Source organism: Serratia sp. CY82433 (assembly GCF_052166535.1).
Taxonomy (GTDB): Bacteria; Pseudomonadota; Gammaproteobacteria; order Enterobacterales; family Enterobacteriaceae; genus Serratia; species Serratia sarumanii.
Map to the genome: position 1 here is coordinate 22,657 of NZ_JBJNOR010000006.1, position 24,786 is coordinate 47,442.

A 24,786-nucleotide genomic window follows, 5' to 3' on the forward strand; every position below is an offset into this window, starting at 1 on the left:
CGCGTGCGGCCCCCGCAGTGAGGGGGCCGCAGGGGATCACAGCGACCGGTGGCGGGTTTCTTTCATCAACAGCAGGGCCAGCAGCGTCAACCCGGCCATCGCCGCCAGGTACATGCCGACGTAGAACAGCCCGTAGTGGGCCGCCAGCCAGGTGGCGATATAAGGCGCCACGGACGCGCCAAGGATCGACGCGACGTTGTAGGAGAACGATGCGCCGGTATAGCGCACTTCGGTAGGGAACAGCTCCGGCAGCAGCGCGCCCATCGGGCCAAAGGTCAGCCCCATGATGCTCAGGCCGCACAGCAGGAAGCCCATCACCAGCGCCTGATTGCCGGAACCCAGCAGGGGCGGGAACAGGAACGCGAAGCCGATCATCAGCAGGGTAATGGCGATCATGGTCTTGCGGCGGCCGAACGCATCCGCCAGCAGGCCGGCGATCGGCACCATCACGCCGAAGCCGATCACCGCCACCATCAGCATCCACAGGAAGCTGTTGCGGGAGTAGCCGAGGCCCAGCGGCTGCGGCGCGGTGCCGTAGGTCATCGAATACACCGTCATCAGATAAAACAGCGTGTAGGTCGCCAGCATGATGAAGGTGCCGAGGATGGTGGCTTTCAGATGCTTGCTCAGCAGCGTGCCGAGCGGCACTTTCACCTGTTTGCCGGCCTTGGCCACTTTGGCGAACACCGGCGTTTCATGCAGCGATACCCGAACGTACAGGCCGATCAGCACCAGCGCCGCGGAGAGGATGAACGGCACGCGCCAGCCCCATTCCATAAACTGCTGGTCGCTCAGCAGCCAGGAGAGCAGCAGGAAGGTGCCGTTGGCGAAGAAGAAGCCGATCGGCGCGCCCAACTGCGGGAAGGAGCCGTACAGCGCGCGCTTTTTGGCCGGCGCGTTCTCCGTCGCCAGCAGGGCGGCGCCGCCCCATTCGCCGCCCAGCCCCAGGCCCTGCCCAAAGCGCGCCAGCGCCAGCAGGATAGGGGCGAAGATTCCGATGGTTTCATAGCTTGGCAGCAGGCCGATCAGCACAGTGGAAATCCCCATGGTCAGCAGCGAGGCGACCAGCGTGACCTTGCGCCCTACCCGATCGCCGAAGTGGCCGAACAGCGCAGAGCCGATAGGGCGCGCGACAAAGGCGACGGCGAAGGTGGCCAGCGACTGCAGCGTCGCGGTGGTCGGGTCGCCCTGCGGGAAGAAGATGTGCGGGAACACGATCACCGCGGCGGTGGCGTAGATGTAGAAGTCGAAGAACTCGATGGCGGTGCCGACCAGCGAGGCGACGATGACTTTCCCGCGGGAGTTCACCGGTGTGGACGCCTCGTCGGCGTCGAGTGGGGGTGCGATGGTGGCTTGCATAATATTTCTTATCGTTAGAGGGGGTAAAAATCCATCTTAGTGACAGCATGCGGCCTTTTCAACGCGGGAGCTTTGGGCAACGCCGCTCCTAACCGGTTAAAAAGACTAATGTTTTACCGGGCTTCTTTTCTGCAGCGTTAAACGTTGAGAAATGGAGTTCGCGCAGAGGGAATGGCTGTAAAAACGGCAAAGAAAAGTGACTGGGCAGTTTGTTATGCTGGTTTTTCGGATGGCGCACCGCGCGATTCAGATGTATTGACTGGTTTTTTGGCTGTTAACCAGATGAACCTGCCGGTGTGTGCGATAACACCGGCACGATTGCATGGCTTCAGCGCGCTGGCGGCTCGCGTTCCGGCAACGCTTTGTCGCCTTTGTAGTCGGCGGTGGCGATCCAGGCGGCGCAAAACAGCGTCAAACGAGCGAAGAAGTAGAAGAACGCCATCAGCCCGATCACCGATCCGAAGGCCGCGCCGGAAGGCGACTTCGCCACCTGCGGCAGCGTCATGGTCATCACGAACTTGATCACTTCAAAGCCGATGGCGGCGAGCAAGGTGCCGCGCAGCAGCGCTTTTTTCTTCGGTTTGTGGCGCGGCAGCATCCAGAAAATCCACAGGAACAGCAGATAGTTGGCGAAGACCGAGATCGACAGCGCGATCGTCGTCAGCGCCGGCCGCAGCCATTCGATGCCGTCCAGCCCCAGCGCGTTGACGATCGCCGCCTGCGCCGACCCGGCGACCGAGGTCAGCGACAGCGTGATAATCAGCGCGACCACCAGGCCGGTCAGCGAGATGAAGTCGCGGGTGTATTTGAAGTAGATTTTCTCCTGATCCTGCGGATTGCGCTCCCAGACATCGCGCGACTGCGCGCGGATCGCCTCGCGCAGATTGCCCATCCAGCTGATGCCGGAATAGAGCGCCAGCGCCAGGCCGGTCAACCCCACGGTGGTGCGCTGCTGAATGGCGGTATTGACGGTGTTCTTCAGCGTGCTGGCCAGCGTCGGATCGCTGATGCTGCCGACGATCCGGTTGATCAAGCGGGCCAGCAGATCCGGATTGGAGGCCAGCACGAAGCCGGCGGCGGCAAACGACACCATCAGGATCGGGATCAGCGAGAGGAATGAAAAATAGGTGATGGCGGCGCCGAACTGGCTACCCAGCCGATCGTTAAAGCGTTCGGCCGCGCGCAGCAGGTGCGCCACGCTCGGCCAGGCTTTGATGCGTTCAATCAGACGTGAAAAACCACCGATGCGGCGGTCGAGGGTCTCATGGCCGGTCTTGATGGCGATAAGCGGCTTCGGCGGCGTGTCTTGTGCGGGCTGGCGGCGTTCCTGGTCTGGTCCTGTAGGCATTACTTCACGATTTCCTTAACGTTAAACGGCATGTTTCAGCATTGATTATAGCCAAAGCCCCGCGGCGTTTTGAGCGCCGGGGCGGTAAACGGTCATTTTCCGAGCTTAGCGCGTTAACGCCCGGCATGAAATGCCGGGGAGGGGCAGATAGGTAAAATTCCTATGAAAACCCCGTGGCGCCTCGGTTTTTTTCACTTTCCTACCTCCAATTTTTATCTGTTTCGTCGGCGAGAAAGCGTTTACTCATGATGTGGCGTTGCGCTTTGCCGCTCGCCGCTCCGCTGCAGCCGTAGGGGCTGGAACGGTCTCATCCGTCATCAACAGAAAAACTGGAAGGTCTTATGAAATTGCTTAATCACCCCACCTGCCGCCCGTTTACCGAAGCGGGCAATCTGTCGCAGCTGTCCGCCTACTATGAAGAGGGGCGGCACATCATGTGGATGCTGCTGCGCGCCGCGCCGCGCCCCTGCTTCAACCAGGCGCTGATCGAAGACATCATGACGCTGGCGCAGGCGGCGAAGGAATCTTCGCTGCGGTTCGATTTCTGGGTCACCGGCTCGCTGGTGCCGAACATGTTCAACGTCGGCGGCGATCTGCAGTTCTTCGCCGACGCGATCAAAAACCGCAAGCGCGAGGCGATGATGGCCTACGCGCGCGCCTGCATCGACTGCGTGCATGCGGCGGCTCGCGGTTTCGACACCGGCGCGGTCAGCATTGCGATGGTCGAAGGCAGCGCGCTGGGGGGCGGCTTTGAAGCGGCGTTGGCGCACCATTTCGTGCTGGCGCAGAACAATGCGCGCATGGGGTTTCCGGAGATCGCGTTCAATCTGTTTCCCGGTATGGGCGGTTACTCGCTGGTGGCGCGCAAGGCGGGCATGCGCTTGGCCGAGGAGCTGATTTGGGGCGGCGAGTCGCATACCGCAGAGTGGTTCGAGAGCCGCGGGCTGGTGGATCAGCTGTTCCAGCCCGGCGACGCCTACATGGCGACGCGCACCTTTATCGATACCATTCGGCCGAAGCTCAACGGCATGCGCGCCATGCTGCGGGCGCGTCAGCGCGTGTTGCAGCTGACGCGCTCCGAGCTGATGGACATTACCGAAGATTGGGTGCACTCGGCCTTTACCATTGAGGAAAAAGACCGCGCCTACATCGAGCGGCTGGTGATGTTGCAGGATCGCCATACCCTGAACCTGCGTCGTGCCGGCTAACCTTAACGCGCCCGCCTCATGCGGAGGGTGAGCGCGGGCGATAGGACTGCAGCCAATGCTCCAGCTGTTCCGGGAGCATTGGCCGCGCAAACAGAAAGCCCTGTTTTTCGTCCACGCCGACCTCGTCGAGGAAGTGGTTTTCGCTCTCGGTCTCCACCCCTTCGGCGATCACCCGGAACGCCAACGCCTCCGCCGCCGCAACGATCGCGCGCACCAACGATTGCGATACCGGGTTGAAATTCACCCCGCGCACGAAGCTTTTATCCAGCTTGATGGCGTCCAGAGGAATGCGCGCCAGCTGCGCCAGCGACGAATAGCCGGTGCCGAAGTCGTCGAGATGCACCTGCGCGCCCAGTTCGCGCAGCCGGGTGATCAACGCGCGTGCGCGGTTCTCGTCTTCAATCAGGCTGCTTTCGGTCAACTCGAAGTCCAGCAGACAGGGGGCCATGCGGTGACGGCGCAGCACCCCGAGCAGGTCGTTGACGATGCTGTCATCGGCCAGCTGACGGGCAGAGAGGTTGACCGCCACCCGTAGATTCAAGCCCTGTTCTTGCCACTGCGCCGCCTGCCCGGCGGCGGTCTGCAGCACCCATTGGCCGAGCGGGCCGATCAGGCCGGACTCCTCGGCATAGGAAATGAACTGCAGCGGCGGGATCAGGCCGCGCTCCGGCGAATCCCAGCGCACCAGCGCTTCCACGCTGTGCACTTCACCGCTGCGCGCGTCGATTTTCGGCTGGTAATACAGCACCAGCTGATTTTGCTCCAGCCCTTTGCGCAGGTTGGTGTCCAGCCACATGTATTCGGCGACGCGTTTATTCATCTCCGGCGAGAAGACGGTATAGGTACGTTTGCCGTGCTCCTTGGCGACGTACATGGCGGTATCGGCGCTGCGGATCAGGCTGTCGAGATCGTTGCCGTGCTCCGGGCACAGCGCGATGCCGATCGAACAGCCGGTATACACCTCAATCAGGCCGATGCGGAAAGGGGTTTTCAGCCTGTCGATGATGCGCTGCGCCAGCGTTTGCAGGCGCTCGCGATCGGTTTGCGGTGCCAGCACCAGGAATTCGTCGCCGCCGAGGCGGGCGAGCACCTGGTCCGGGCCCAGGCAGCCGAGGATCGCCAGCGCGACCTCGACCAGCAGCCGATCGCCGAACATATGGCCGTAGGCGTCGTTGACCTTTTTGAAGTTGTCGAGATCGAGGTACACCAGGCCGAAACTCTCTTCGCCGCGCGTGGCGATGGCGTGATTGATCTTGTCCTGGATGGCGTTACGGTTCGGCAGGCCGGTGATGAGATCGGTGTTGGCCAGCACCCGCAGTCGCTCCTGCGCCCGGCGTTCTTCGGTGATGTCGGTACCGGAGCAGATCAGAAAGACTTCGTTTTTGCCGCTGCCGCTGTGCACGAACTTATTGCGGAACAGGAACAGCCGTTCGCCCTTGACCGTCTTTACCCAGCGTTCCACCTCATAGGACGAACCGTTGCGGAAGAAGCCGGCGATGTTGCGCCGCGAAGCGGCGGCTTCTTCCGGGCTCATAAACAGCTGGAAAACGTTTTTGCCGATCACCTCGTGTTCGTGCAGCCCGGTATACTCCTCGCTCAGCCGGTTGAAACGCTGAATGCGGCCGTGTTGATCGACGATCACGATCACCGAGTTGGCTTCGGACACCACCTGCTCGGCGAAGGAGAGGCCGTGCACCAGGTCGCGCGCCACAGATTGGGTGTCGCTGAAGGCGGAAGCGGTGCCCGCCCATTCGAGGTTGTTGACGCGGCGCCCGACCAGATGCAGATGCAGCGGTGCACCGGCTAGCGTAATGGTCAGCTCCAGGCTGGCGGTGACGCCGGTCAGGCGACGGATTTTCGCCGCTTCCATGGCGCTGAGCGCCACCGCGACGTGGGCTTTGCCTTTAACGGCGGACAGCTCCAGGGCATTGCTGTCAAACGCCAGCCGCCAGTGGGGGCTTTGGGTGCCGAAGTGGGCGTTAAGAAGCTCAGGGCCTTGGTCTGCGGGCATGATGATTCCTCAAAAGAGCACGGGCGGCCGGTCAGCACAGCTCCGGGCAGCCTGTTGGCCCGAAAGCGATCGCCGTACGCATCTGTGCATCATATAACAGGTTTTCACAGGCGGGGCGGGTGATGGAAACTATTATATAAGCAATGATTAGTTTTGCGGTGTAAACGTCGCCCGGCGGCCGGTTGTCTTAAAGTGTAGGAGAACATCGGATCCTGTGATGCTGGTACTGACTTCCCCCGTTATCGGAAAACGGTTGATGCAAGGTTGCCGTGCAGGCGAGTAAATTATAACGGTAAGGGGAAAGCGGAAAAATAACTCCACCGGGGGGATTGTTGCCGGGAAATTAAAATTTCCATCAAATAAACGCCATCTTCATAGTTTTCTCATAATTGGTGAATAAATCCGAGACGGGTTTTAAAAAGTTTACACACCCTCGCATTACTTGAAATTTATCAGCCTATTATTATCTCCGACGACGAATGAGCCTGTTAACGTACAGCGCTCCTGATGAAGAAAAACTTTTAAGGAAATGATTATGCGTAAATTGACGGCTTTATTTATTGCTTCCACGCTGGCCCTGGGTTCTGCTTCCGCGGCGTTCGCTGCAGACACCACTGCCCCGGCGGCGGAGGCGGCGCCGATGAAAATGATGCATCACAAGGGTGAAGGCAAAGGCGGCCCGTTCGCCGGGCTGAACCTGACCGAGCAGCAGCGCCAGCAGATGCGCGATATCATGAAAGAGTCGCACCAGAAGCGCGGGCCGGGCATGAAAGAGGAGCGTCAGGCGCTGCACAATCTGGTCGCTTCCGACAGCTTTGACGAAGCGAAGGCGAAGGCGCAAATTGACGCGATCGGCAAAGCGCAATCCGAACGCATGCTGGAGCGCGCCAAAGCGGAAAATAAAATGTATAACCTGCTGACCCCTGAGCAGAAAAAACAATACAATGAGAATTATCAGAAACGTGAGCAAAAGATGATGGACCACATGAATAAAATGAAGGCGCAGATGTCCTCCGATCAGTAATATCCGCTCGCGGTGAATAATAAAGGGCCAGACTATTTGTCTGGCCCTTTTTCTATTTGGCGTTATCACTGGCAGGCTATGAAGTGAGTGATAATCATTCTCCGCTGACCATGTGCCGGAACTGCTCGGCAACGGCCTGAGCAAAGCGCGGGTCGTTAATATGATAAGGCGTTTTTATCAACCGGCGTTTGTCGGTGGCGCGCACCGTTTCTTCCAGCGCTTGCGTAAAGGCGGCCAGCGCCGCCGGATCCCAGAACGGTTGCCCGGGCGCGTCCAGAGCCGATACGCCGCCCGCCGGGATAACGAAACGCACTTCGCCCGCGCAGGCGTTGATTTTTTCGCCCATCCAACGCCCCATTAACGCATTCTCCCGCGCGCTGGTGCGCACCAGCGTCACTTGCGGGTTGTGAGGGTGGCGCAGACGGTTGGCATAGCGAGCCGGCACCGTGTTCGGCGCGCCGAAGTTGATCATGTCGATCGCGCCGCAGGAGAGCACGCACGGGATGCCGGTACGCGCGATGGCACCGAAACGATCGGTATTGCAGGGCAGCACGCCGCCAAACAGGTGATCGGCCACTTCGGTGGTGGTCAAATCGATGGCGCCGTGCAGTTGGCGGCTATCGATCAGTTTTTCCAACGCTCTGCCGCCGCTGCCGGTCGCATGAAACGTCAGACAATCCCATTGCGATCCCAACTCGGCAATCAATGCCTGAACGCAGGGCGTGGTGACGCCAAACATTGTCAGGCCGATCGCCGGCTTGTCGTCGTGAGAGTCGACGGCGGCGAAGCGGACTGCGCCGGCTATCTGGCGCGCCGCGTTGCCCAGCACCCGTCGCGAGATGCGATTCAGGCCGGCGAGATCGGTGACCGAATACAGCATGCTGATATCGCTGGCGCCGACATAGGCGGAAACGTCACCCGCCGCCATGCTCGAGACCATCACTTTCGGCAGACCGATCGGCAGTTGCTGCATGGCCGGCGTGATGATGGCTGTGCCGCCGGAGCCGCCCAGGCCAAGCAGGGCGGCGATATCGCGGCGCGTCAGGATAAAGCGTTCGAAAGCGGTCGCCATGGCGGCGATCGCCTGGCCGCGGCTGGCGCAGAAGACCGCGCCGGCGCCCGCCGGATGGTGGCGAGCGACCTCTTCTGGGCCGATATCGGCCGGGGAGTCAAACGGCAAGCTACGGGTGGAGAGATCGACGGTTCGCGTGGGTAAATCCAGGCTGGCAATCAGCCGCCGCACATACTCCAACTCTTGTCCTTTCGTATCTGCTGTGGTAGCAATATAGACAAAATTTGAAGTATCTTTCATGGGTTTTCCGAGGTGCTTATAATTTTTATTTTAAAAATTAATGTATTATATTTTTTTAGGTGCCCTGGTGTTGGCATTTAAATTAAATTGATTAATGTATTTATATAATGAGACGGCAGTATCATTTTTGCAAGGGCAGCTCAGTGCAAAATGGGACTTCTGTCTCATTTTTGAGCTTTTTGCGCGGCCGAGCCTTTGTCGTCAACCTGTCGGCAGTGGCGTATCTCCAGCCGCGCAAGCATGTACAGATGTATGAGGTTTAAGTGCCGATAAATGCTTTTCCCACCCCGTTCGATCCTTCACTGACGTCCACCCGGGCAAAAACCTACCGTTTGTTGCTGGCCAGCGCGATGGCGCTGTATGACGAAGGCGCGTTTCCTTCGATCACCGAACTGGCGGCGTATGCGCAGGTATCGCGTGCGACCGCCTACCGCTACTTTCCGACTCAAAGTGCGCTGATTAGCGCCGTGGTGGCGGAAAGCCTGGGGCCTATTCTGGAATGGCGCCCGCAAGACGATGATGCCCTGAAGCGCATCCAGCAGTTGCTGACCTTCGCCTATCCTCAGATGGAACGGCACGAGGGGGCGTTGCGCGCGGCGTTGCAGCTCTCTTTGCAGCAGTGGGCGCACGCGACGCCGGGCGAAAAATTCGTGCGCGGCAACCGCAAGCGTCTGTTGGCGCTGGCGGTAGAACCGCTGCAGGGCAAACTGCCGCCGGACTCTCTGCAGAGAGTGATTCATGCTTTCTCGCTGATTTACGGCTCGGAGGTGTTCCTGGTGCTGAAAGATATCTGGGGGCTGGAGCTTGAGAGCATTCAGGACGTCACGCAATGGATGGCCAAAGCCATCCTTCGTCAGGCGGAAGAGGACGCGACGAACCGCAAAAAAACATCAGCAGGATAATCCAATTTTTGCCGATGGCTGACTGAAAAACCAGCATAATTCACTGAGTGAATATTGGCAAAATTTATAATTAAAAGTGATAAAAGACGCCTGTTAAGCACTTTTCAGGCGGCCACACCCTTCATTTGCCCATGAATTATATTTTTATTTATCAGTTAATTAATATTTATTCCCTCACGTGCTATCGCCGCTCCGATACCGCCAAGCGTCATTGTCATTTCTTATCGTCGCTGGCCTGATTCACCCCTGAAACTTTCTCTCCTCCCGCCGAACTGCCGAGTGACACATTAAGCGCACTTGAGATTGTTGTGCTTTATTTATTTGGTATTACCAAACTGTTACACAAAAAATCTTATAAAACATTTGCAAACAACAACGGACGGTATCTGGGATGGAGAAGAAACTTAGAGGAGTCAAATCCGCTCGGGCGGCCTTCGGCTGGCCTGAAATCGGAGTTCATCGCGCACAATGGAGCGCGATGCTGATCTGCCTGACGGCGATCGGCGGGGCGCAGGCTGCCAGCTATATAGAGAACGGCAAAGCGGGCGATCCGGCCAGCTGGCGCAGCAGTGAGTTCAACGCGGAATGGGGGCTGGGGGCGATCCACGCCGACCAGGCCTACGCCGCTGGTTATACCGGAAAAGGCATCAAACTTGGCATTTTCGATCAGCCGGTCTACGCCAAGCATCCCGAATTTGCCGGTGAGAATAAGGTGATCAATTTGGTCACCGAAGGCATCCGCGAATACACCGATCCCTATATCCCGGTGAAAAAAGGCGACACTTTCCGCTATGACGGTACGCCGAGCGTGGACTCCGATGGCACGCTCGGTTCGCACGGCACCCACGTGGGCGGCATCGCCGCCGGCAGCCGCGACGGCGGCGCCATGCACGGCGTGGCGTTCAACGCGCAGATCATCAGCGCCGAAAACGGCGATCCCGGCCCGGAGGACGGCATCATCCTCGGCAACGACGGCGCGGTGTACCAGGCCGGCTGGGATGCGCTGGTGGCCAGCGGCGCGCGCATCATCAACAACAGCTGGGGCATCGGCATTACCGAAAAGTTTGAGGAGGGGGGTTATGACCCGGCTTATCCACACTTCACGGTGAACGATGCGCAAAAGCAGTTCGATCAGATCAAACAGATCCTCGGCACCAAGCCCGGCGGCGCCTATCAGGGCGCGATCGACGCGGCGCGCAGCGGCGTGGTCACCATCTTCGCCGCCGGTAACGACGGCAATCTGAATAACCCCGATGCCATGGCCGGCCTGGCCTATTTCGTGCCGGAGATTGCACCGAACTGGCTGTCGGTCGCCAGCTTGCAGGATCCCTCTAATAGCGGCGACTACAGCATCAGCACCTTCTCTTCCCGCTGCGGCTACACCGCCAGCTTCTGCGTTTCGGCGCCGGGCACCCGGGTATACAGCTCGGTGATTGAAGGCACCAGCGTGGAGAATCTGACGACCGGCTACGCCAAATACAGCGGCACCTCGATGGCGGCGCCGCACGTGGCCGGCAGCGTCGCGGTGCTGATGGAGCGTTTCCCGTATCTGAATGGCGCGCAGGTGGCGGAAGTGCTGAAAACCACCGCCACCGACATGGGCGCGCCGGGCATCGACGCGCTCTACGGCTGGGGGATGATCAACCTGGGCAAAGCCATCAACGGCCCTGGCATGTTGGCGACCGTCGAGGATATTCCCGAAGAATTCCGCATCCCGGATCCGACGGGCGTGGCTTACGGCCCGACCCAGTTCGTGGTGGATCTGCCGGGCGTCGGCGCGGTGCTGGACAAGGGCAAACCGACCGAGCGCGTCTGCAGCGATGTGCTGTGCGGCTTGGACTTCTGGAGTAACGACATCTCCGGCCACGGCGGCCTGACCAAGCAGGGCATCGGCACGCTGGTGCTGACCGGTAACAATACTTATTCCGGCCCGACGCTGGTCAACCAGGGGCGGTTGGCTGTCAACGGCTCGGTCACCTCGGCCGTCAGCGTGCAGAGCGGCGGCATCGTCGGCGGCAGCGGCACGCTCGGTTCGCTGACCGCCCGTGATGGCGGCACCGTGGCGCCGGGCAACTCGATCGGTACCCTGAACGTGGCCGGCAACGTCAGCTTCGAGCCGGGTTCGCGCTACGCGGTGGAAGTGGGGCCGAACGGCCAGAGCGATCGGATCCAGAGCAGCGGATCGGCGACGATCGGCGGCGGTGAGGTGGCGGTGACGCTGGAGAACAGCCCCAACCTGCTGACGCAAAGCGAGGTGCGCAGCCTGCTGGGCCAGCAGTACACCATCCTGAGCGCGCAGCAGGGGGTGAGCGGGCAGTTTGACACGGTGGCGCCGAACTACCTGTTCCTCGGCACCGGGCTGAGCTACCAGCCGACCGGGGTGACGCTGAGCGTCGGGCGCAACGGCACCAGCTTCGCCAGCGTGGCGCAGACCTCGAACGAGCGGGCGGTGGCGGCGGCGGCGGATGCGCTGGCGGCGGGCAACCCGGTGTACGAGAGCCTGCTCGGCAGCGGCACGGCGGGCGAAGCGCGGCAGGCGTTCCGTCAGCTGTCGGGGCAAATCCATGCGGACATCGCCTCGGCGCTGGTGAACGACAGCCGCTACCTGCGTGAGGCGCTGAACGGGCGCCTGCGTCAGGCGGAAGGGCTGGCGAGCTCGTCGGCCATCAAGGCGGACGAGGGCGGTGCCTGGGCGCAGCTGCTGGGGGCGTGGGACCACGCGTCGGGCGACGCCAACGCCACGGGTTATCAGGCCTCGACCTACGGGGTGCTGGTGGGGCTGGACTCGGCGGCGGACGACTGGCGGCTGGGGGTGGCGACCGGCTACACCCGCACCTCGCTGCACGGCGGGTACGGGTCGAAGGCGGACAGCGACAACTACCACCTGGCGGCGTACGGCGACAAGCAGTTCGGGGCGCTGGCGCTGCGCGGCGGGGCGGGCTACACCTGGCACCGCATCGACACCAAGCGGTCGGTGAACTACGGGATGCAGTCGGACCGCGACACGGCGAAGTACAGCGCGCGCACCGAGCAGCTGTTCGCGGAAGCGGGCTACAGCGTGCAGGGTGAGTGGCTGAACCTGGAGCCGTTCGTGAATCTGGCGTACGTGAACTTCGAGAACAACGGCATCGCAGAAAGCGGCGGCGCGGCGGCATTGCGCGGCGACAAGCAGCACACGGACGCGACGGTGTCGACGCTGGGCCTGCGTGCGGACACCGAATGGCAGGTGAGTGCGGGCACGACGGTGGCGCTGCGCAGTGAGCTGGGGTGGCAACACCAGTACGGCGGGCTGGAGCGCGGCACCGGGCTGCGGTTCAACGGCGGCAACGCGCCGTTCGTGGTGGACAGCGTGCCGGTCTCGCGCGACGGCATGGTGCTGAAGGCGGGGGCGGAAGTGGCGGTGAACGAAAACGCCACGCTGTCGCTGGGCTACGGCGGGCTGCTGTCGCAGAACCATCAGGACAACAGCGTCAACGCCGGTTTCACCTGGCGCTTCTAAGCACAAACACCATCGATTCAATCCTTGTACCGGAACCGTCTGCGGACGGTTCCTTTTTCACATCCTGCTAATGAAAGCCCGGCGCACCTGGGGCGTCGGCCAATAACAAGCAAAAGGTAAGGAAATGACAACAACAATGGGTTTTGATAGCAAAGGAAATGCTCGCCGCTCGCCGTGGCGGCTGAACGCGCTAGTCTGCTGCATGGCGCTGGCGGGGTATGCACAGGCGGCGCCGCACGAGGTGAATGGCCAAGCCGGCGATCCGGCCAGCTGGCGCAACGCCGAATTCAACGCCAACTGGGGGCTGGGGGCGATCCACGCCGATGAGGCCTACGCCGCCGGCTATACCGGCAAAGGGCAGAAGGTGGGCATTTTCGATACCCCGGTCAACCGCCATCCCGAGTTCGCCGGCGACGGCAAACTGATCAACGTGGTCACCGAAGGCTATCGCGCCTACACCGATCCGCACCGGCCGGGCATTAACGCCGGCGACCGCTTTTATTTCGACGGCACCTTCCACTTCTACAGCGGCTCACAGGGCATGCTGAGCAATCATGGGGTGCACGTTGCGGGCATCAGCGCTGCCAACCGCGACGGCGTCGGCATGCACGGCGTGGCTTTCGATTCGCAGGTGATCAGCGTCGATAACGACAACGACGGCCCGGCCTATGGTGAATTCCTCGGCCTGGACGGCGCCGTCACCAATGCCGGCTGGCAGGCGATGATCAACAACGGCGTGCGGGTGATCAACAACAGCTGGGGCGTCAGTATTCCCGACTTTCTGTCCGACGGCGGCCGCGATCCTAACGCGCTGCACTTTGAGCTGAAGGATGCGCAGGAACAATTCGATCAGGTCAAACCGCTGCTCGGCAGCCTGGCCGGCGCAGGCTATCAGGGCGCCATCGACGCCGCGCGCAAAAATATTCTGGTGCTGTTCGCCGCCGGTAACGACGGCAACTACAACCAGCCGGATGTGATCAGCGGGCTGGCCTACTTCGTGCCGGACATCGCGCCAAACTGGCTGTCGGTCGCCAGCGTGGCGCAGGATGCGGCATCGACCAACAGCGTGCCTTACACCATCAGCAGCTTCTCTTCCCGCTGCGGCTATACCGCCAGCTTCTGCGTCTCGTCGCCGGGCAGCAAAATCTACAGCACCGTGGCCAACGGTTCCGATCCGGCCAACCTGGTGTCGGACTACGGCAATAAAAACGGCACCTCGATGGCGACGCCGCACGTCACCGGCGCGGTGGCGGTGTTGCTGCAGCGTTTCCCGTACATGAGTTCGGCGCAGATCGCCGACGTGCTGAAAACTACCGCCACCGACATGGGCGCGCCGGGCATCGACGCGCTCTACGGCTGGGGGATGATCAACCTGGGCAAAGCCATTAACGGCCCGGGCATGTTCTATACCGTCGAGGATATTCCGGCGGAGTTCCGCATCCCGGATCCGACGGGCGTGGCCTACGGCCCGACCCAGTTTGTCGCCAATATTCCGGGCCTGGGCGCCGAGGTGGATGCCGGCACGCTGCACGCCAGAAAGTGTGACGACATCAGCTGCGAACTGGAAGTCTACTCCAACAACATCTCTGGCCACGGCGGCCTGACCAAAGAAGGGATGGGCACGCTGGTCATGACCGGCGCCAACACCTATGCCGGCCCGACGCTGGTCAATCAGGGGCGGCTGGCAGTCAACGGCTCGGTCACCTCGGCCGTCAGCGTGCAGAGCGGCGGCATCGTCGGCGGCAGCGGTACGGTCGGTTCGCTGACCGCCCGTGATGGCGGCACCGTGGCGCCGGGCAACTCGATCGGTACCCTTAACGTGGCCGGTAACGTCAGCTTCGAGCCGGGTTCGCGCTACGCGGTGGAAGTGGGGCCGAACGGCCAGAGCGATCGGATCCAGAGCAGCGGATCGGCGACGATCGGCGGCGGCGAGGTGGCAGTGACGCTGGAGAACAGCCCCAACCTGCTGACGCAAAGCGAGGTGCGCAGCCTGCTGGGCCAGCAGTACAACATTTTGAGCGCGCAGCAGGGGGTGAGCGGGCAGTTTGACGCGGTGGCGCCGAACTACCTGTTCCTCGGTACCGGGCTGAGCTACCAGCCGACCGGGGTGACGCTGAGCGTCGGGCGCAACGGCACCAGCTTCGCCAGCGTGGCGCAGACCTCGAACGAGCGGGCGGTGGCGGTGGCGGCGGATGCGCTGGCGGCGGGCAACCCGGTGTACGAGAGCCTGCTCGGCAGCGGCACGGCGGGCGAAGCGCGGCAGGCGTTCCGCCAGCTGTCGGGGCAAATCCATGCGGACATCGCGTCGGCGCTGGTGAACGACAGCCGCTACCTGCGCGAGGCGCTGAACGGGCGCCTGCGTCAGGCGGAAGGGCTGGCGAGCTCGTCGGCCATCAAGGCGGATGAGGGCGGTGCCTGGGCGCAGCTGCTGGGGGCGTGGGACCACGCGTCGGGCGACGCCAACGCCACGGGTTATCAGGCCTCGACCTACGGGGTGCTGGTGGGGCTGGACTCGGCGGCGGCGGACGACTGGCGGCTGGGGGTGGCGACCGGCTACACCCGCACCTCGCTGCACGGCGGGTACGGGTCGAAGGCGGACAGCGACAACTACCACCTGGCGGCGTATGGCGACAAGCAGTTCGGGGCGCTGGCGCTGCGCGGCGGGGCGGGCTACACCTGGCACCGCATCGACACCAAGCGGTCGGTGAACTACGGGATGCAGTCGGATCGCGACACGGCGAAGTACAGCGCGCGCACCGAGCAGCTGTTCGCGGAAGCGGGCTACAGCGTGCAGGGTGAGTGGCTGAATCTGGAGCCGTTCGTGAACCTGGCGTACGTGAACTTCGAGAACAACGGCATCGCGGAAAGCGGCGGCGCGGCGGCATTGCGCGGCGACAAGCAGCACACGGACGCGACGGTGTCGACGCTGGGCCTGCGTGCGGACACCGAATGGCAGGTGAGCCCGGGCACGATGGTGGCGCTGCGCAGCGAGCTGGGATGGCAACATCAGTACGGCAGTCTGGAGCGTGGCACCGGGCTGCGGTTCAACGGCGGCAACGCGCCGTTCGTGGTGGACAGCGTGCCGGTCTCGCGCGACGGCATGGTGCTGAAGGCGGGGGCGGAAGTGGCGGTGAACGAGAACGCCACGCTGTCGCTGGGCTACGGCGGGCTGCTGTCGCAGAACCACCAGGACAACAGCGTCAACGCCGGTTTCACCTGGCGCTTCTGACGTTCAGCGATCATCGCAATGACCACGGAGCCGGCATGCCGGCTCCGTTTTTATTTGCGGCTGCGGGGTGAGTCCGTATGATGGCGCGGCGCCAGGGCAATAAAAAACCGGGATCCTGACGGATCCCGGCTTAAAAGTGGGTAAAACAGATTAGCGCTAAAGGCTCAAGCCCCGTTTGATTTGCGCAGTCCGAGCGATGTGCTCATCGTCTCAGTAGCGGCAACGGAACAAATTTTCCCTGGTGTTACTATGGTTATTATTAAAAAACGTGCTGGTGTTATTTTTTATAGTGTATTGCTGTATGTCTCTTTTGATACCATGTTTGACGATGCAACATGGTATGTCAAGCAACGTTTTTAACGCATAATTGCATGAGATGCCAGTTTTAGATGTGGCTTTTTCAGCGGAAATAATCAAAACGACTGATAAATCAGTAAAAAAAATCGAAGGAACAAATGGATAACAATCACCAAAAATTCGATTCACAGTCGATTGCCAATCGGGTCAGGGAGCTGTTTTTACATTACGGGATTGGAAAACGTCAGCATGCCCGCGAGCTCAGCCGCATCTTGGATCTGAGTTTTTCACATGCGCACCGCAAACTGAAAGGGCAAAGCCCCTGGACGCTGGAACAGATCAACAGCGTCGCGGCCGCGTTGGGAGAAACGCCGGCGGCGATCGCCGATTTGAGCGCCGAACACGAGACCACCGAGCCAAACATGGCGCGCGATGCCATCTTTTTCGTGGCGGGGGTGGCGATGCCTTGCGTCGGGCACATTGGCGATGAGCTTCCTGCCGGGCGGCCGGCGGAATTTGTGGCGCTGCGCGTGGAAGGGCAGTGGCGTATCTATCGCGCCGACGAGGCACCGGCAGGCCCGCGTTACGGCGTCGATCTGATCGAAATCCGGCCCGGCTTCGGCGACGACGAGCGGCTGAGCATCGCGGTATTGGACGATTCGCATCAGGCGGCCGATGAGCTGGCCAAGTATCTCGGCGGCTGCGGCTTCAACGCGGTGGCGTTTTACGACGTCGACAGTTTTTGCCAGGCATTGCAGCAAAGCCTGTTTGACGGCTACGTGGTGGACTGGCTGATCGGTGAGGAAACGGCGGATCGCTGTATCGCCACCATCCGCGCCTCCGACAACCCGGACGCGCCGGTACTGGTGCTGACCGGCGAACTGGGCACCGACCGACGCGAGTCGGAAATCGCTCAGGCGATGCGCGAGTACGACGTGCTCGGCCCTTATGAAAAGCCGGTGCGGCTCCATGTGATCGAAGCCGCACTGCAACGCTGTTTTAATCTTTAGCGGGGAACACCTCGGCCAGCGCGTTTGACAGCGCATCCAGCCGAACCGGCTTCATCAGGTAGTTATCGAACAGGGCGCGCTGATCCGCCGTCAGCTGCTCCGGCGTGTAGGCGCTGATGCCGATGATCGGCACATGGCGGTTGGGGCCGCGGCGGTTGCGCAGCTGCCTGGCCAGGGCGGCGCCGTCGATGCCCGGCATCTGCAGATCCAGCAACAGCGCGTCGTAAGGGCGTCTGAGCAGCTTCTGCAGCGCGCGCTCCGGCGAGTCGCACAGTTCGTGCTGGTAGCCCAGCTTGTCCAATAGCGCCGCAAAGGCGTCACCCACCGACTTGTTGTCATCCACCACCAGCACCTGCTGTGGCTTCTGCTGCAGAGAGGCATTGGCGGCGGCGGGCGCGTCGGCGCGTTCGTCTTCACTGATCTGCACCGGAATGCTGACGATAAAGGTGCTGCCCTTCTTGATTTCGCTGTACACCGTGATGGTGCCGTCGAGCAATGTCACCAAGCCGTGCACGATCGCCAGCCCCATCCCGACGCCGGCATACTGCTTGGTATGCGACTGATCCAACTGGGTAAAGGGCTTGAAGATCTGATCGAGCTGGTCTTTTTCGATACCGATGCCGGTGTCGGTCACTTCGATAATCAACGAACTGCCGCCCGGCTGGCGGCGCAGGCAGCTGTGCAGCGTAATGCTGCCGCTTTCGGTGTACTTGTAGGCGTTGGTCAGCAGGTTGACGATAATCTGCCGGATGCGCAGCGGATCGGAGTGCACCAGCAGGTGGCTGCATTCCACTTCACAGCTCAGTTTGACCTGCTCTTTGCGGGTCAGGGTGGCGATTTCGTTGGCGGTCTCCGCGATCAGCTTCTGCGCGTCGAACGGCACGATGCGCAATTCCATCATACCGCTGTCGAGGTGCGCGTAGTCGGTCAGATCTTTCATCTGGCTTTCGATTTGCTGCGCGGCGGTCTCCAGCCGCTGGAAGGTGTCCGCATGCTCCGCCGACACCCGGGTATTCACCAGCACGTCGATGGCCGACATCACGCTCTGCAATGAGGTGCGCAGCTCGTGGCCGATGGCGCCGAGGAAGGCGTTTTTGGTGCGCGTCGCTTTCTCTGCCTCGATGGCCTTGGCCTGCTGGCGAATGGTCAGCCGCTGCTGACGGAACACGATCAGGGTGATGGCGATCAGCGCGATCACCGAGAACATGACGATCACCAGCCCATAGAAAATAATGTGCCGTTTCTCGATGTAATCCTCATAGGCGGCGGTGCGCTGCTTCACCTCGGCGTGGTCGGTCAGGTTGGCCATTTCGATGGCGTAAGGCTTGATGGCTCTCATGGCCGCGGAAACCTGGCCGAAGTCGATTTTCCGACTGCTCAGCAGCTTATCGATGCGATCCATCTGCAGGCGCATCTGTTTGACCACTTCCGGGTAGCCCGGCTCGGCGTACAGCGGCTGGGTCGATTCGGAGACGGTTTCCAGCACGTAAAAACGCGAATAGAGGATTTCGAACCGCAGCCGCAGGTTGTCGTTGTCCACCTGCGCGGCGTGGCTTTGCTGCTCGACCAGCGTGTCGAACTCCGCCAGCTTGATGGAGAACTTGGCGATTGACCAGGAGTAGTTCTCCTGCGTGCCGGCGATGGCATACAGCCCTTTCTTCGACAGGGTGGCGCTGTAGTAATAGAGCGTGACGGTCGAAGCCACTAAAAACAGCGCGGCGAAAATGGCCGGGATCGCCAGCCTGCTGCCGTTCTTAAAGGTCGTCAGCTTCATTTGATCACGATCCTGTCCACTTGCCAGATAAAGCGCGAGTTGTACAACGGCGAGTTCAGTTCAGGCCCGGCGGCGTCGCGCGGGTAAACCAGGAACAGCGGGCCGAAGTTTCTGAGCTTCAGCATCTCCCCGTCCATCTTGTAGGCCAGGATCATGTTGTACTTTTTGACGTCGGACAGCGGCACGTCGATGTAATAGTCGTTCAGCGCATAGAAGGTCAGCGTTTCGGCCTTGGCGCCGACGCGCTCCAGGATATCGGCCACCGAAATCCCTTCGAATTTTCTCTGCGGCGTCCAGGAAGTGGAGGTGGTGATGCTGCGCACCGGCATCGCCAACAGCTGCTTATCGGTGAACAGATAGCTTTTGTTGACCGGGTCGGTCACGTTGTCGATCTTGCCCGCCACTTCGAGGGTAAAGCTGAGCGCGCTGCTCTGGGCGATAATCAGGGCCACGCAGGCCATCGCGAGGGTTTTGCATAGTTTGAACAGCATCGGTGTTCTCCAGAGGCGCGGGGAGGTTGTATCAGTCCCGCTAATTTATCAGGCAGAATAATGGCAGAAAAAGCAGACGGGCGCGAAGGGAATAGTAAACCGCACAAAAAGAACAGGCCGGTGTTTACCGGCCTGAGAATGGGCTAACCGCAGCGGTTAGCGCATGGTAACGAACTCTTCCGCCGCGGTCGGGTGAATCGCCACGGTGTTGTCGAAGTCCTTCTTGGTGGCGCCCATCTTCACCGCCACGGCGAAGCCCTGCAGGATTTCATCCATGCCGAAGCCGATGCCGTGCAGGCCGACGATTTTCTCTTCTTTACCCGCACACACCAGCTTCATGCGGCACGGCTGGCGGTGCTGCGTCACGGCGCTGTACATGGCGGTGAAGGAGGATTTGTACACCTTCACGTTGTCTGCGCCGAACTTCTCGATGGCTTCCGGCTCGGTCAGGCCGATAGTGCCGATCGGCGGGTGGCTGAACACCACGGTGGCGATGTTGCTGTAATCCAGGTGCTCATCCGGCTTGTTGTTGAACAGGCGCTCGGACAGGCGGCGGCCGGCGGCCACGGCGACCGGGGTCAGCTCTACCGCGCCGGTGTTGTCGCCCACCGCGTAGATGCCTTTGACGTTGGTGTTCTGGAACTTATCGACGTCAATGTAGCCTTGCTCGTTGGTCTTCACCCCGGTAACGCCGAGGTTCAGGTTGTCGGTCGCCGGTTCGCGGCCGATGGCCCAGATCAGGCAGTCGACGGTGAATGCCTTGCCGTTTTCCAGCTGCAGCGTCAGGCTGCCGTCGGCGTTCTTGACGATCGCTTTCGGCACCGATTCGGTATGCAGGCTCGGCCCTTCGGTGTTCATCACTTCCACCAGGGTTTCGACGATCATCGGATCGAAGCTGCGCAGCGGCGCGTGCTTGCGCACGAACAGGTGCGTTTCCGCGCCCAGCGCGTTCAGCACGCCGGCGATCTCCACGGCGATATAGCCGGCGCCGACTACGGCGACGCGCTTCGGCATGGCGTCCAGCTCAAAGAAGCCGTCGGAGTCGATGCCGTATTCCGCACCCGGAATAGCCGGGTGGCTCGGGCGGCCGCCGGTGGCGATCAGGATGTGGTCGGCGGTGATGAGCTCGCCGTTCACTTCCACGGTGTGCGCATCCACGAAGCGCGCGAAGCCTTTGATCACGTCGACCTTGTTCTTGCCCAGCACGTTGTCGTAGGAGTTGTGGATGCGGTCGATATAGGCGGTGCGGTTGGCGACCAGCTTCTTCCAGTCGAAGGCGTTGACGGTGGTGTCGAAGCCGTAGTCCGGGCCGTACTGATGGATGGCCTCGGCGATCTGCGCCGCGTGCCACATGACTTTTTTCGGTACACAACCCACGTTTACACAGGTGCCGCCCAGCTCTTTGGCTTCAATCAGCGCACACTTTTGGCCGTACATGGCTGCCCGGTTGATCGATGCGATACCGCCGCTGCCGCCGCCAATTGCTAGATAATCGTAATGTTTCGTCATCTGGGATTTCCATGAGTTGTGAATTTGAAGAGGGTAAGAGTTTAACGCCTGACCGGGGTTTGTCGCAAAGATTGCGTCGATGGCTGCGATAGGTGGACGCAGGGCGCGGCGAACCGCGCCCTGCCGGGGATTATTCCGGTACCACCCAGTTCACCAGATGGTGGCCGATGCCCGACGGCACCAGCACCTTGTGCAGCCACGGCAGCACGTTTTTCATCTGCTGTTCCAGTTTCCACGGCGGGTTGATGACGATCATGCCGGAGGCGGTCATGCCGCGCTGATCGCTGTCGGGTTTCACCGCCAGTTCGATCTGCAGAATGCGGCGAATGCCGGTGGCTTCCAGATCGCGCAGCATGCGTTTGATCTGCTGGCGCATCACCACCGGATACCACAGCGCGTAGGTGCCGGTGGCGAAACGCTTGTAGCCTTCCTGAATGCCTTTGACCACGTCCTGGTAATCGGTCTTCATTTCATACGGCGGGTCCATCAGGATCAGGCCGCGGCGCGACAGGGGCGGCAGCTGGGATTTCAGCTGCTGATAGCCGTCGGCGCGCTGCACTTTGGCGCGCTCGTCTTTCTGGAACTCGCTGCGCAGCAGCGGGTAGTCGCTCGGGTGCAGCTCGGTCAGGTGAATTTTGTCCTGCGGGCGCAGCAGCTGGCGGGCGATCAGCGGCGAACCGGGGTAGTAGCGCAGCGTGCCGGAACGGTTGAAGTTGTGCACCACGCTCATGTAGGCCGCCAGCTCTTCCGGCAGATCGTCGCGCTGCCACAGCAGGCCGATGCCTTCCAGGTATTCGCCGGTGCGCTCGGCGTGTTCGCCGCTGAGCTGATAACGGCCCGCGCCCGAGTGGGTATCCAGATACAGGAACGGCTTCTCTTTTTCCTTCAGCGACTCGATGATCAGGCTCTGAACGGTGTGCTTGAGCACGTCGGCGTGGTTGCCGGCGTGGAAACTGTGGCGATAACTTAACATGACGGGTGGCGGTTCCTTGTGCTCCGCAGGCGGAGCATTCAATGCAATAAGGCTTATAATCTGCACAGTATAAACTGTCTGGCCGGGAAAAACCGGACTCCGTTGCCGCAGACGTTCACAGAAAGGGACAGGACGATGAGTAAACGGGCGTTCTGGCGGCCGGTGTTCGAAGCGTTCGAATGGGTTGAAACGCTGTGAATCACAAGGAGAAAGGATGAGCTGCATTTTTTGCGACATCGTGGCGGGCAAGGCGCCGTGCCATAAAATCTGGGAAGACGACGACCATCTGGCGTTCCTGTCCATCTTTCCCAACACCGACGGTTTCAGCGTGGTGATCCCCAAGGCGCACCACCCGAGCTATGCCTTTGACCTGCCGGACGAGGTGTTGAGCGCGCTGATGCTGGCGACCAAGCGGGTGGCGAAGCAGCTGGATCGCGCGTTCGACGACGTCGGCCGCTGCGGTATGGTGTTCGAGGGTTACGGCGTCGACCATGTGCACGCCAAACTGATCCCGCTGCACGGCACCGCGTCGCTGGAGCAGTGGCGGCCGATCGAATCGACCTCGCCGAAGTTTTTCGCGCGTTACGAGGGCTATATCTCCTCCCACGACGCCGCGCGCGCCGACGACGAGCAGCTGGCGGCGCTGGCCGCCCGCATCCGCCAAAGCGCCGTTTAAGGCACCAACGATCAACGCCGGGCATTGATTTTCCTGTTGTCTGGCTCCATGTTAGAGATTCATACGCATTTTAAGGCTCGCCCCACGGCGGGCCCCAACGCTAATCAGGACTGCCCTATGACAAATCCGTTGCTGACCCCGTTTTCCCTGCCGCCGTTCTCGGCGATCCGCCCTGAAGATATTGTGCCTGCGGTGCAATCCGCGCTGGCGGACTGCCGCGCCGCGGTAGAGCGCGTGGTCGCGCAGCCGGGGCCGTTCACCTGGGACAATCTGTGTCAGCCGCTGGCGGAGTCGGACGATCGCCTGTCGCGCATCTGGTCGCCGATCGGGCACCTGAACTCGGTGAAAAACAGCCCGGAGTTGCGCGCCGCCTATGAGCAGGCGCTGCCGCTGCTGTCCGAGTACGGCACCTGGGTCGGCCAGCACGAAGGGCTGTACCAGGCCTACCGCAGCCTGAAAGAGGGCGCGGCGTTCGAGGCGCTGAGCGTGCCGCAGCGCAAGGCGGTGGACAACGCGCTGCGCGATTTCGAACTGTCGGGCATCGGCCTGTCGGCGGATAAACAGCAGCGCTACGGCGAGATCGTCGCGCGCCTGTCCGAACTGGGTTCCACCTACAGCAACAACGTGCTCGACGCCACCATGGGCTGGAGCAAACTGATTACCGACGAAGCCGAGCTGAGCGGCCTGCCGGAGAGCGCCCTGGCGCAGGCACAGGCGATGGCGCAGGCCAAAGAGCAGGACGGTTGGCTGCTGACGCTGGACATGCCGAGCTACCTGCCGGTGTTGACCTACGCCGACAACCGCGCGCTGCGCGAAGAGATGTACCGCGCCTTCGCCACCCGCGCCTCCGATCAGGGGCCGAACGCCGGCAAATGGGACAACAGCGAAGTGATGGCGGAAACGCTGGCGCTGCGCCACGAGCTGGCTCAGCTGCTGGGCTTCGACACCTACGCCGACAAGTCGCTGGCGACCAAAATGGCGGAGAGCCCGGAGCAGGTGATCGGCTTCCTGAGCGATCTGGCCAAGCGCGCCCGCCCGCAGGCCGAGCAAGAGCTGGCGCAGCTGCGCGCCTTCGCCAAACAGCACTATGGCGTGGACGAGCTCGACGCCTGGGACATCACCTATTACGGCGAAAAACAGAAGCAGCACCTGTTCTCCATCAGCGACGAGCAACTGCGCCCGTACTTCCCGGAACAGCGGGTGGTGGAAGGGCTGTTCGAAGTGGTGAAACGCATCTACGGCATCACCGCCAAAGAGCGTAAAGACGTGGAGACCTGGCATCCGGACGTGCGCTTCTTCGATCTGTTCGCCGCCGACGGCGAGCTGCGCGGCAGCTTCTATCTCGATCTGTACGCCCGCGAAAACAAACGCGGCGGCGCCTGGATGGACGACTGCGTCGGCAGCCTGCGCAAGGCCGACGGCACGCTGCAAAAGCCGGTCGCTTACCTGACCTGCAATTTCAACCGCCCGCTGGGCGACCAGCCGGCGCTGTTCACCCATAACGAAGTGACCACGCTGTTCCACGAGTTCGGCCACGGTCTGCACCACATGCTGACGCAGATCGATACCGCCGGCGTCTCCGGCATCAACGGGGTGCCGTGGGATGCAGTCGAACTGCCGAGCCAGTTTATGGAAAATTGGTGCTGGGAGCCGGAAGCGCTGGCGTTTATCTCCGGCCACTACCAGAGCGGCGAGCCACTGCCGAAGGCCATGCTCGACAAGCTGCTGGCGGCCAAGAATTACCAGGCGGCGCTGTTCATCCTGCGCCAGCTGGAGTTCGGCCTGTTCGATTTCCGCATGCACTTCGAATACAGCCCGGAAAAAGGGGCGCAGATCCTGCCGACGCTGGCGGAAGTGAAGAAAATGGTGGCGGTGGTGCCTTCGCCAAGCTGGGGCCGCTTCCCGCACGCCTTCAGCCACATCTTTGCCGGCGGCTATGCGGCGGGTTACTACAGCTACCTGTGGGCGGAAGTGCTGTCGGCCGACGCCTACTCGCGCTTCGAAGAAGAAGGGATTTTCAACGCCGAAACCGGCAAATCCTTCCTCGACAACATCCTGTCGCGCGGCGGTTCAGAAGAGCCGATGGCGCTGTTCAAACGCTTCCGTGGCCGCGAGCCGCAGCTGGATGCTATGCTGCGCCATTACGGCATTAAAGGATAACCCG

The 24,786-nt window shown here is 61.4% G+C and carries 16 protein-coding genes; 8 read left to right on the forward strand and 8 right to left on the reverse strand.

Features of this window, described 5'->3' with window-relative positions:
• Nucleotides 1–36: 36 nt before the first annotated feature.
• Both ACJ8PI_RS21035 and yhjD read right to left on the reverse strand, forming a co-directional pair.
• Nucleotides 37–1,359, reverse strand: coding sequence for an MFS transporter (locus tag ACJ8PI_RS21035; RefSeq protein WP_033636402.1), 1,323 nt, complete (start codon nucleotides 1,357–1,359; stop codon nucleotides 37–39).
• Between the two features lie 328 nt (nucleotides 1,360–1,687).
• Complete coding sequence (gene yhjD, locus ACJ8PI_RS21040) at nucleotides 1,688–2,707, reverse strand: inner membrane protein YhjD (protein ID WP_164134908.1); 1,020 nt, start codon at nucleotides 2,705–2,707, stop codon at nucleotides 1,688–1,690.
• A gap of 341 nt (nucleotides 2,708–3,048) precedes the next feature.
• On the opposite strand from yhjD, the gene ACJ8PI_RS21045 reads away from it, so the two are divergent.
• Nucleotides 3,049–3,915, forward strand: coding sequence for a crotonase/enoyl-CoA hydratase family protein (locus ACJ8PI_RS21045; protein ID WP_033636400.1), 867 nt, complete (start codon nucleotides 3,049–3,051; stop codon nucleotides 3,913–3,915).
• 16 nt (nucleotides 3,916–3,931) lie between these two features.
• Here ACJ8PI_RS21045 and pdeR read toward each other — a convergent pair whose 3' ends face one another.
• Nucleotides 3,932–5,926 carry a cyclic di-GMP phosphodiesterase gene (gene pdeR, locus ACJ8PI_RS21050; RefSeq protein WP_039569730.1) on the reverse strand — a complete coding sequence of 665 codons (1,995 nt, stop codon included), beginning with the start codon at nucleotides 5,924–5,926 and terminating at the stop codon, nucleotides 3,932–3,934.
• A gap of 535 nt (nucleotides 5,927–6,461) precedes the next feature.
• Between pdeR and spy the strand changes: the two genes are divergently transcribed.
• On the forward strand, nucleotides 6,462–6,950 hold the full coding sequence (gene spy, locus ACJ8PI_RS21055; protein WP_103830365.1) for an ATP-independent periplasmic protein-refolding chaperone Spy: 489 nt from the start codon (nucleotides 6,462–6,464) through the stop codon (nucleotides 6,948–6,950).
• A gap of 94 nt (nucleotides 6,951–7,044) precedes the next feature.
• Here spy and ACJ8PI_RS21060 read toward each other — a convergent pair whose 3' ends face one another.
• Entirely contained in the window at nucleotides 7,045–8,262 is a 1,218-nt protein-coding gene (locus tag ACJ8PI_RS21060; protein WP_033654491.1) for a Tm-1-like ATP-binding domain-containing protein, read from the reverse strand.
• A gap of 263 nt (nucleotides 8,263–8,525) precedes the next feature.
• On the opposite strand from ACJ8PI_RS21060, the gene ACJ8PI_RS21065 reads away from it, so the two are divergent.
• The 4 genes from ACJ8PI_RS21065 to ACJ8PI_RS21080 all read left to right on the forward strand — a co-directional run bounded on the left by ACJ8PI_RS21065 (nucleotide 8,526) and on the right by ACJ8PI_RS21080 (nucleotide 17,199).
• Nucleotides 8,526–9,164, forward strand: coding sequence for a TetR/AcrR family transcriptional regulator (locus tag ACJ8PI_RS21065; protein ID WP_033636396.1), 639 nt, complete (start codon nucleotides 8,526–8,528; stop codon nucleotides 9,162–9,164).
• 478 nt (nucleotides 9,165–9,642) lie between these two features.
• Nucleotides 9,643–12,663 carry an autotransporter serine protease gene (locus tag ACJ8PI_RS21070; protein WP_197772238.1) on the forward strand — a complete coding sequence of 1,007 codons (3,021 nt, stop codon included), beginning with the start codon at nucleotides 9,643–9,645 and terminating at the stop codon, nucleotides 12,661–12,663.
• 202 nt (nucleotides 12,664–12,865) lie between these two features.
• Nucleotides 12,866–15,892, forward strand: a complete 3,027-nt coding sequence (locus ACJ8PI_RS21075) for an autotransporter outer membrane beta-barrel domain-containing protein (RefSeq protein ID WP_399574311.1) — start codon at nucleotides 12,866–12,868, stop codon at nucleotides 15,890–15,892.
• A gap of 455 nt (nucleotides 15,893–16,347) precedes the next feature.
• On the forward strand, nucleotides 16,348–17,199 hold the full coding sequence (locus tag ACJ8PI_RS21080; protein ID WP_033636393.1) for a helix-turn-helix domain-containing protein: 852 nt from the start codon (nucleotides 16,348–16,350) through the stop codon (nucleotides 17,197–17,199).
• On the opposite strand, the gene ACJ8PI_RS21085 is transcribed toward ACJ8PI_RS21080, so the two are convergent.
• The 4 genes from ACJ8PI_RS21085 to ACJ8PI_RS21100 form a co-directional block, all read right to left on the reverse strand.
• Complete coding sequence (locus ACJ8PI_RS21085) at nucleotides 17,189–18,973, reverse strand: ATP-binding response regulator (protein WP_033636392.1); 1,785 nt, start codon at nucleotides 18,971–18,973, stop codon at nucleotides 17,189–17,191. The genes ACJ8PI_RS21080 and ACJ8PI_RS21085 overlap by 11 nt on opposite strands.
• Nucleotides 18,970–19,464 (reverse strand): molybdopterin-dependent oxidoreductase, encoded by a 495-nt coding sequence (locus tag ACJ8PI_RS21090; protein WP_442528161.1) that lies wholly within the window; start codon nucleotides 19,462–19,464, stop codon nucleotides 18,970–18,972. Before ACJ8PI_RS21090 ends, ACJ8PI_RS21085 begins: the two co-directional genes overlap by 4 nt.
• Before the next feature lie 156 nt (nucleotides 19,465–19,620).
• Nucleotides 19,621–20,973 (reverse strand): glutathione-disulfide reductase, encoded by a 1,353-nt coding sequence (gene gorA, locus ACJ8PI_RS21095; protein WP_047570106.1) that lies wholly within the window; start codon nucleotides 20,971–20,973, stop codon nucleotides 19,621–19,623.
• Between the two features lie 130 nt (nucleotides 20,974–21,103).
• Nucleotides 21,104–21,946, reverse strand: a complete 843-nt coding sequence (locus ACJ8PI_RS21100) for a 23S rRNA (adenine(2030)-N(6))-methyltransferase RlmJ (protein WP_004931012.1) — start codon at nucleotides 21,944–21,946, stop codon at nucleotides 21,104–21,106.
• Nucleotides 21,947–22,160: 214 nt separating this feature from the next.
• Between ACJ8PI_RS21100 and ACJ8PI_RS21105 the strand changes: the two genes are divergently transcribed.
• Together ACJ8PI_RS21105 and prlC are read left to right on the forward strand one after the other, a co-directional pair.
• Nucleotides 22,161–22,622, forward strand: a complete 462-nt coding sequence (locus ACJ8PI_RS21105) for an HIT family protein (RefSeq protein ID WP_033654482.1) — start codon at nucleotides 22,161–22,163, stop codon at nucleotides 22,620–22,622.
• A 117-nt stretch (nucleotides 22,623–22,739) separates the two neighbouring features.
• The gene (gene prlC, locus ACJ8PI_RS21110; protein ID WP_047570108.1) at nucleotides 22,740–24,782 is read left to right on the forward strand and encodes an oligopeptidase A; all 2,043 of its coding nucleotides are present in this window, start codon (nucleotides 22,740–22,742) and stop codon (nucleotides 24,780–24,782) included.
• Nucleotides 24,783–24,786 lie beyond the last annotated feature (4 nt).

Bases quoted from the DNA above. Each gene is read 5' to 3' on its own strand.
- ACJ8PI_RS21035 (WP_033636402.1), bottom strand. From the start codon at position 1,359: ATGCAAGCCACCATCGCACCCCCACTCGACGCCGACGAGGCGTCCACA.
- yhjD (WP_164134908.1), bottom strand. From the start codon at position 2,707: ATGCCTACAGGACCAGACCAGGAACGCCGCCAGCCCGCACAAGACACG.
- ACJ8PI_RS21045 (WP_033636400.1), top strand. From the start codon at position 3,049: ATGAAATTGCTTAATCACCCCACCTGCCGCCCGTTTACCGAAGCGGGC.
- pdeR (WP_039569730.1), bottom strand. From the start codon at position 5,926: ATGCCCGCAGACCAAGGCCCTGAGCTTCTTAACGCCCACTTCGGCACC.
- spy (WP_103830365.1), top strand. From the start codon at position 6,462: ATGCGTAAATTGACGGCTTTATTTATTGCTTCCACGCTGGCCCTGGGT.
- ACJ8PI_RS21060 (WP_033654491.1), bottom strand. From the start codon at position 8,262: ATGAAAGATACTTCAAATTTTGTCTATATTGCTACCACAGCAGATACG.
- ACJ8PI_RS21070 (WP_197772238.1), top strand. From the start codon at position 9,643: ATGCTGATCTGCCTGACGGCGATCGGCGGGGCGCAGGCTGCCAGCTAT.
- ACJ8PI_RS21075 (WP_399574311.1), top strand. From the start codon at position 12,866: ATGGCGCTGGCGGGGTATGCACAGGCGGCGCCGCACGAGGTGAATGGC.
- ACJ8PI_RS21080 (WP_033636393.1), top strand. From the start codon at position 16,348: ATGGATAACAATCACCAAAAATTCGATTCACAGTCGATTGCCAATCGG.
- ACJ8PI_RS21085 (WP_033636392.1), bottom strand. From the start codon at position 18,973: ATGAAGCTGACGACCTTTAAGAACGGCAGCAGGCTGGCGATCCCGGCC.
- ACJ8PI_RS21090 (WP_442528161.1), bottom strand. From the start codon at position 19,464: ATGCTGTTCAAACTATGCAAAACCCTCGCGATGGCCTGCGTGGCCCTG.
- gorA (WP_047570106.1), bottom strand. From the start codon at position 20,973: ATGACGAAACATTACGATTATCTAGCAATTGGCGGCGGCAGCGGCGGT.
- ACJ8PI_RS21100 (WP_004931012.1), bottom strand. From the start codon at position 21,946: ATGTTAAGTTATCGCCACAGTTTCCACGCCGGCAACCACGCCGACGTG.
- ACJ8PI_RS21105 (WP_033654482.1), top strand. From the start codon at position 22,161: ATGAGCTGCATTTTTTGCGACATCGTGGCGGGCAAGGCGCCGTGCCAT.
- prlC (WP_047570108.1), top strand. From the start codon at position 22,740: ATGACAAATCCGTTGCTGACCCCGTTTTCCCTGCCGCCGTTCTCGGCG.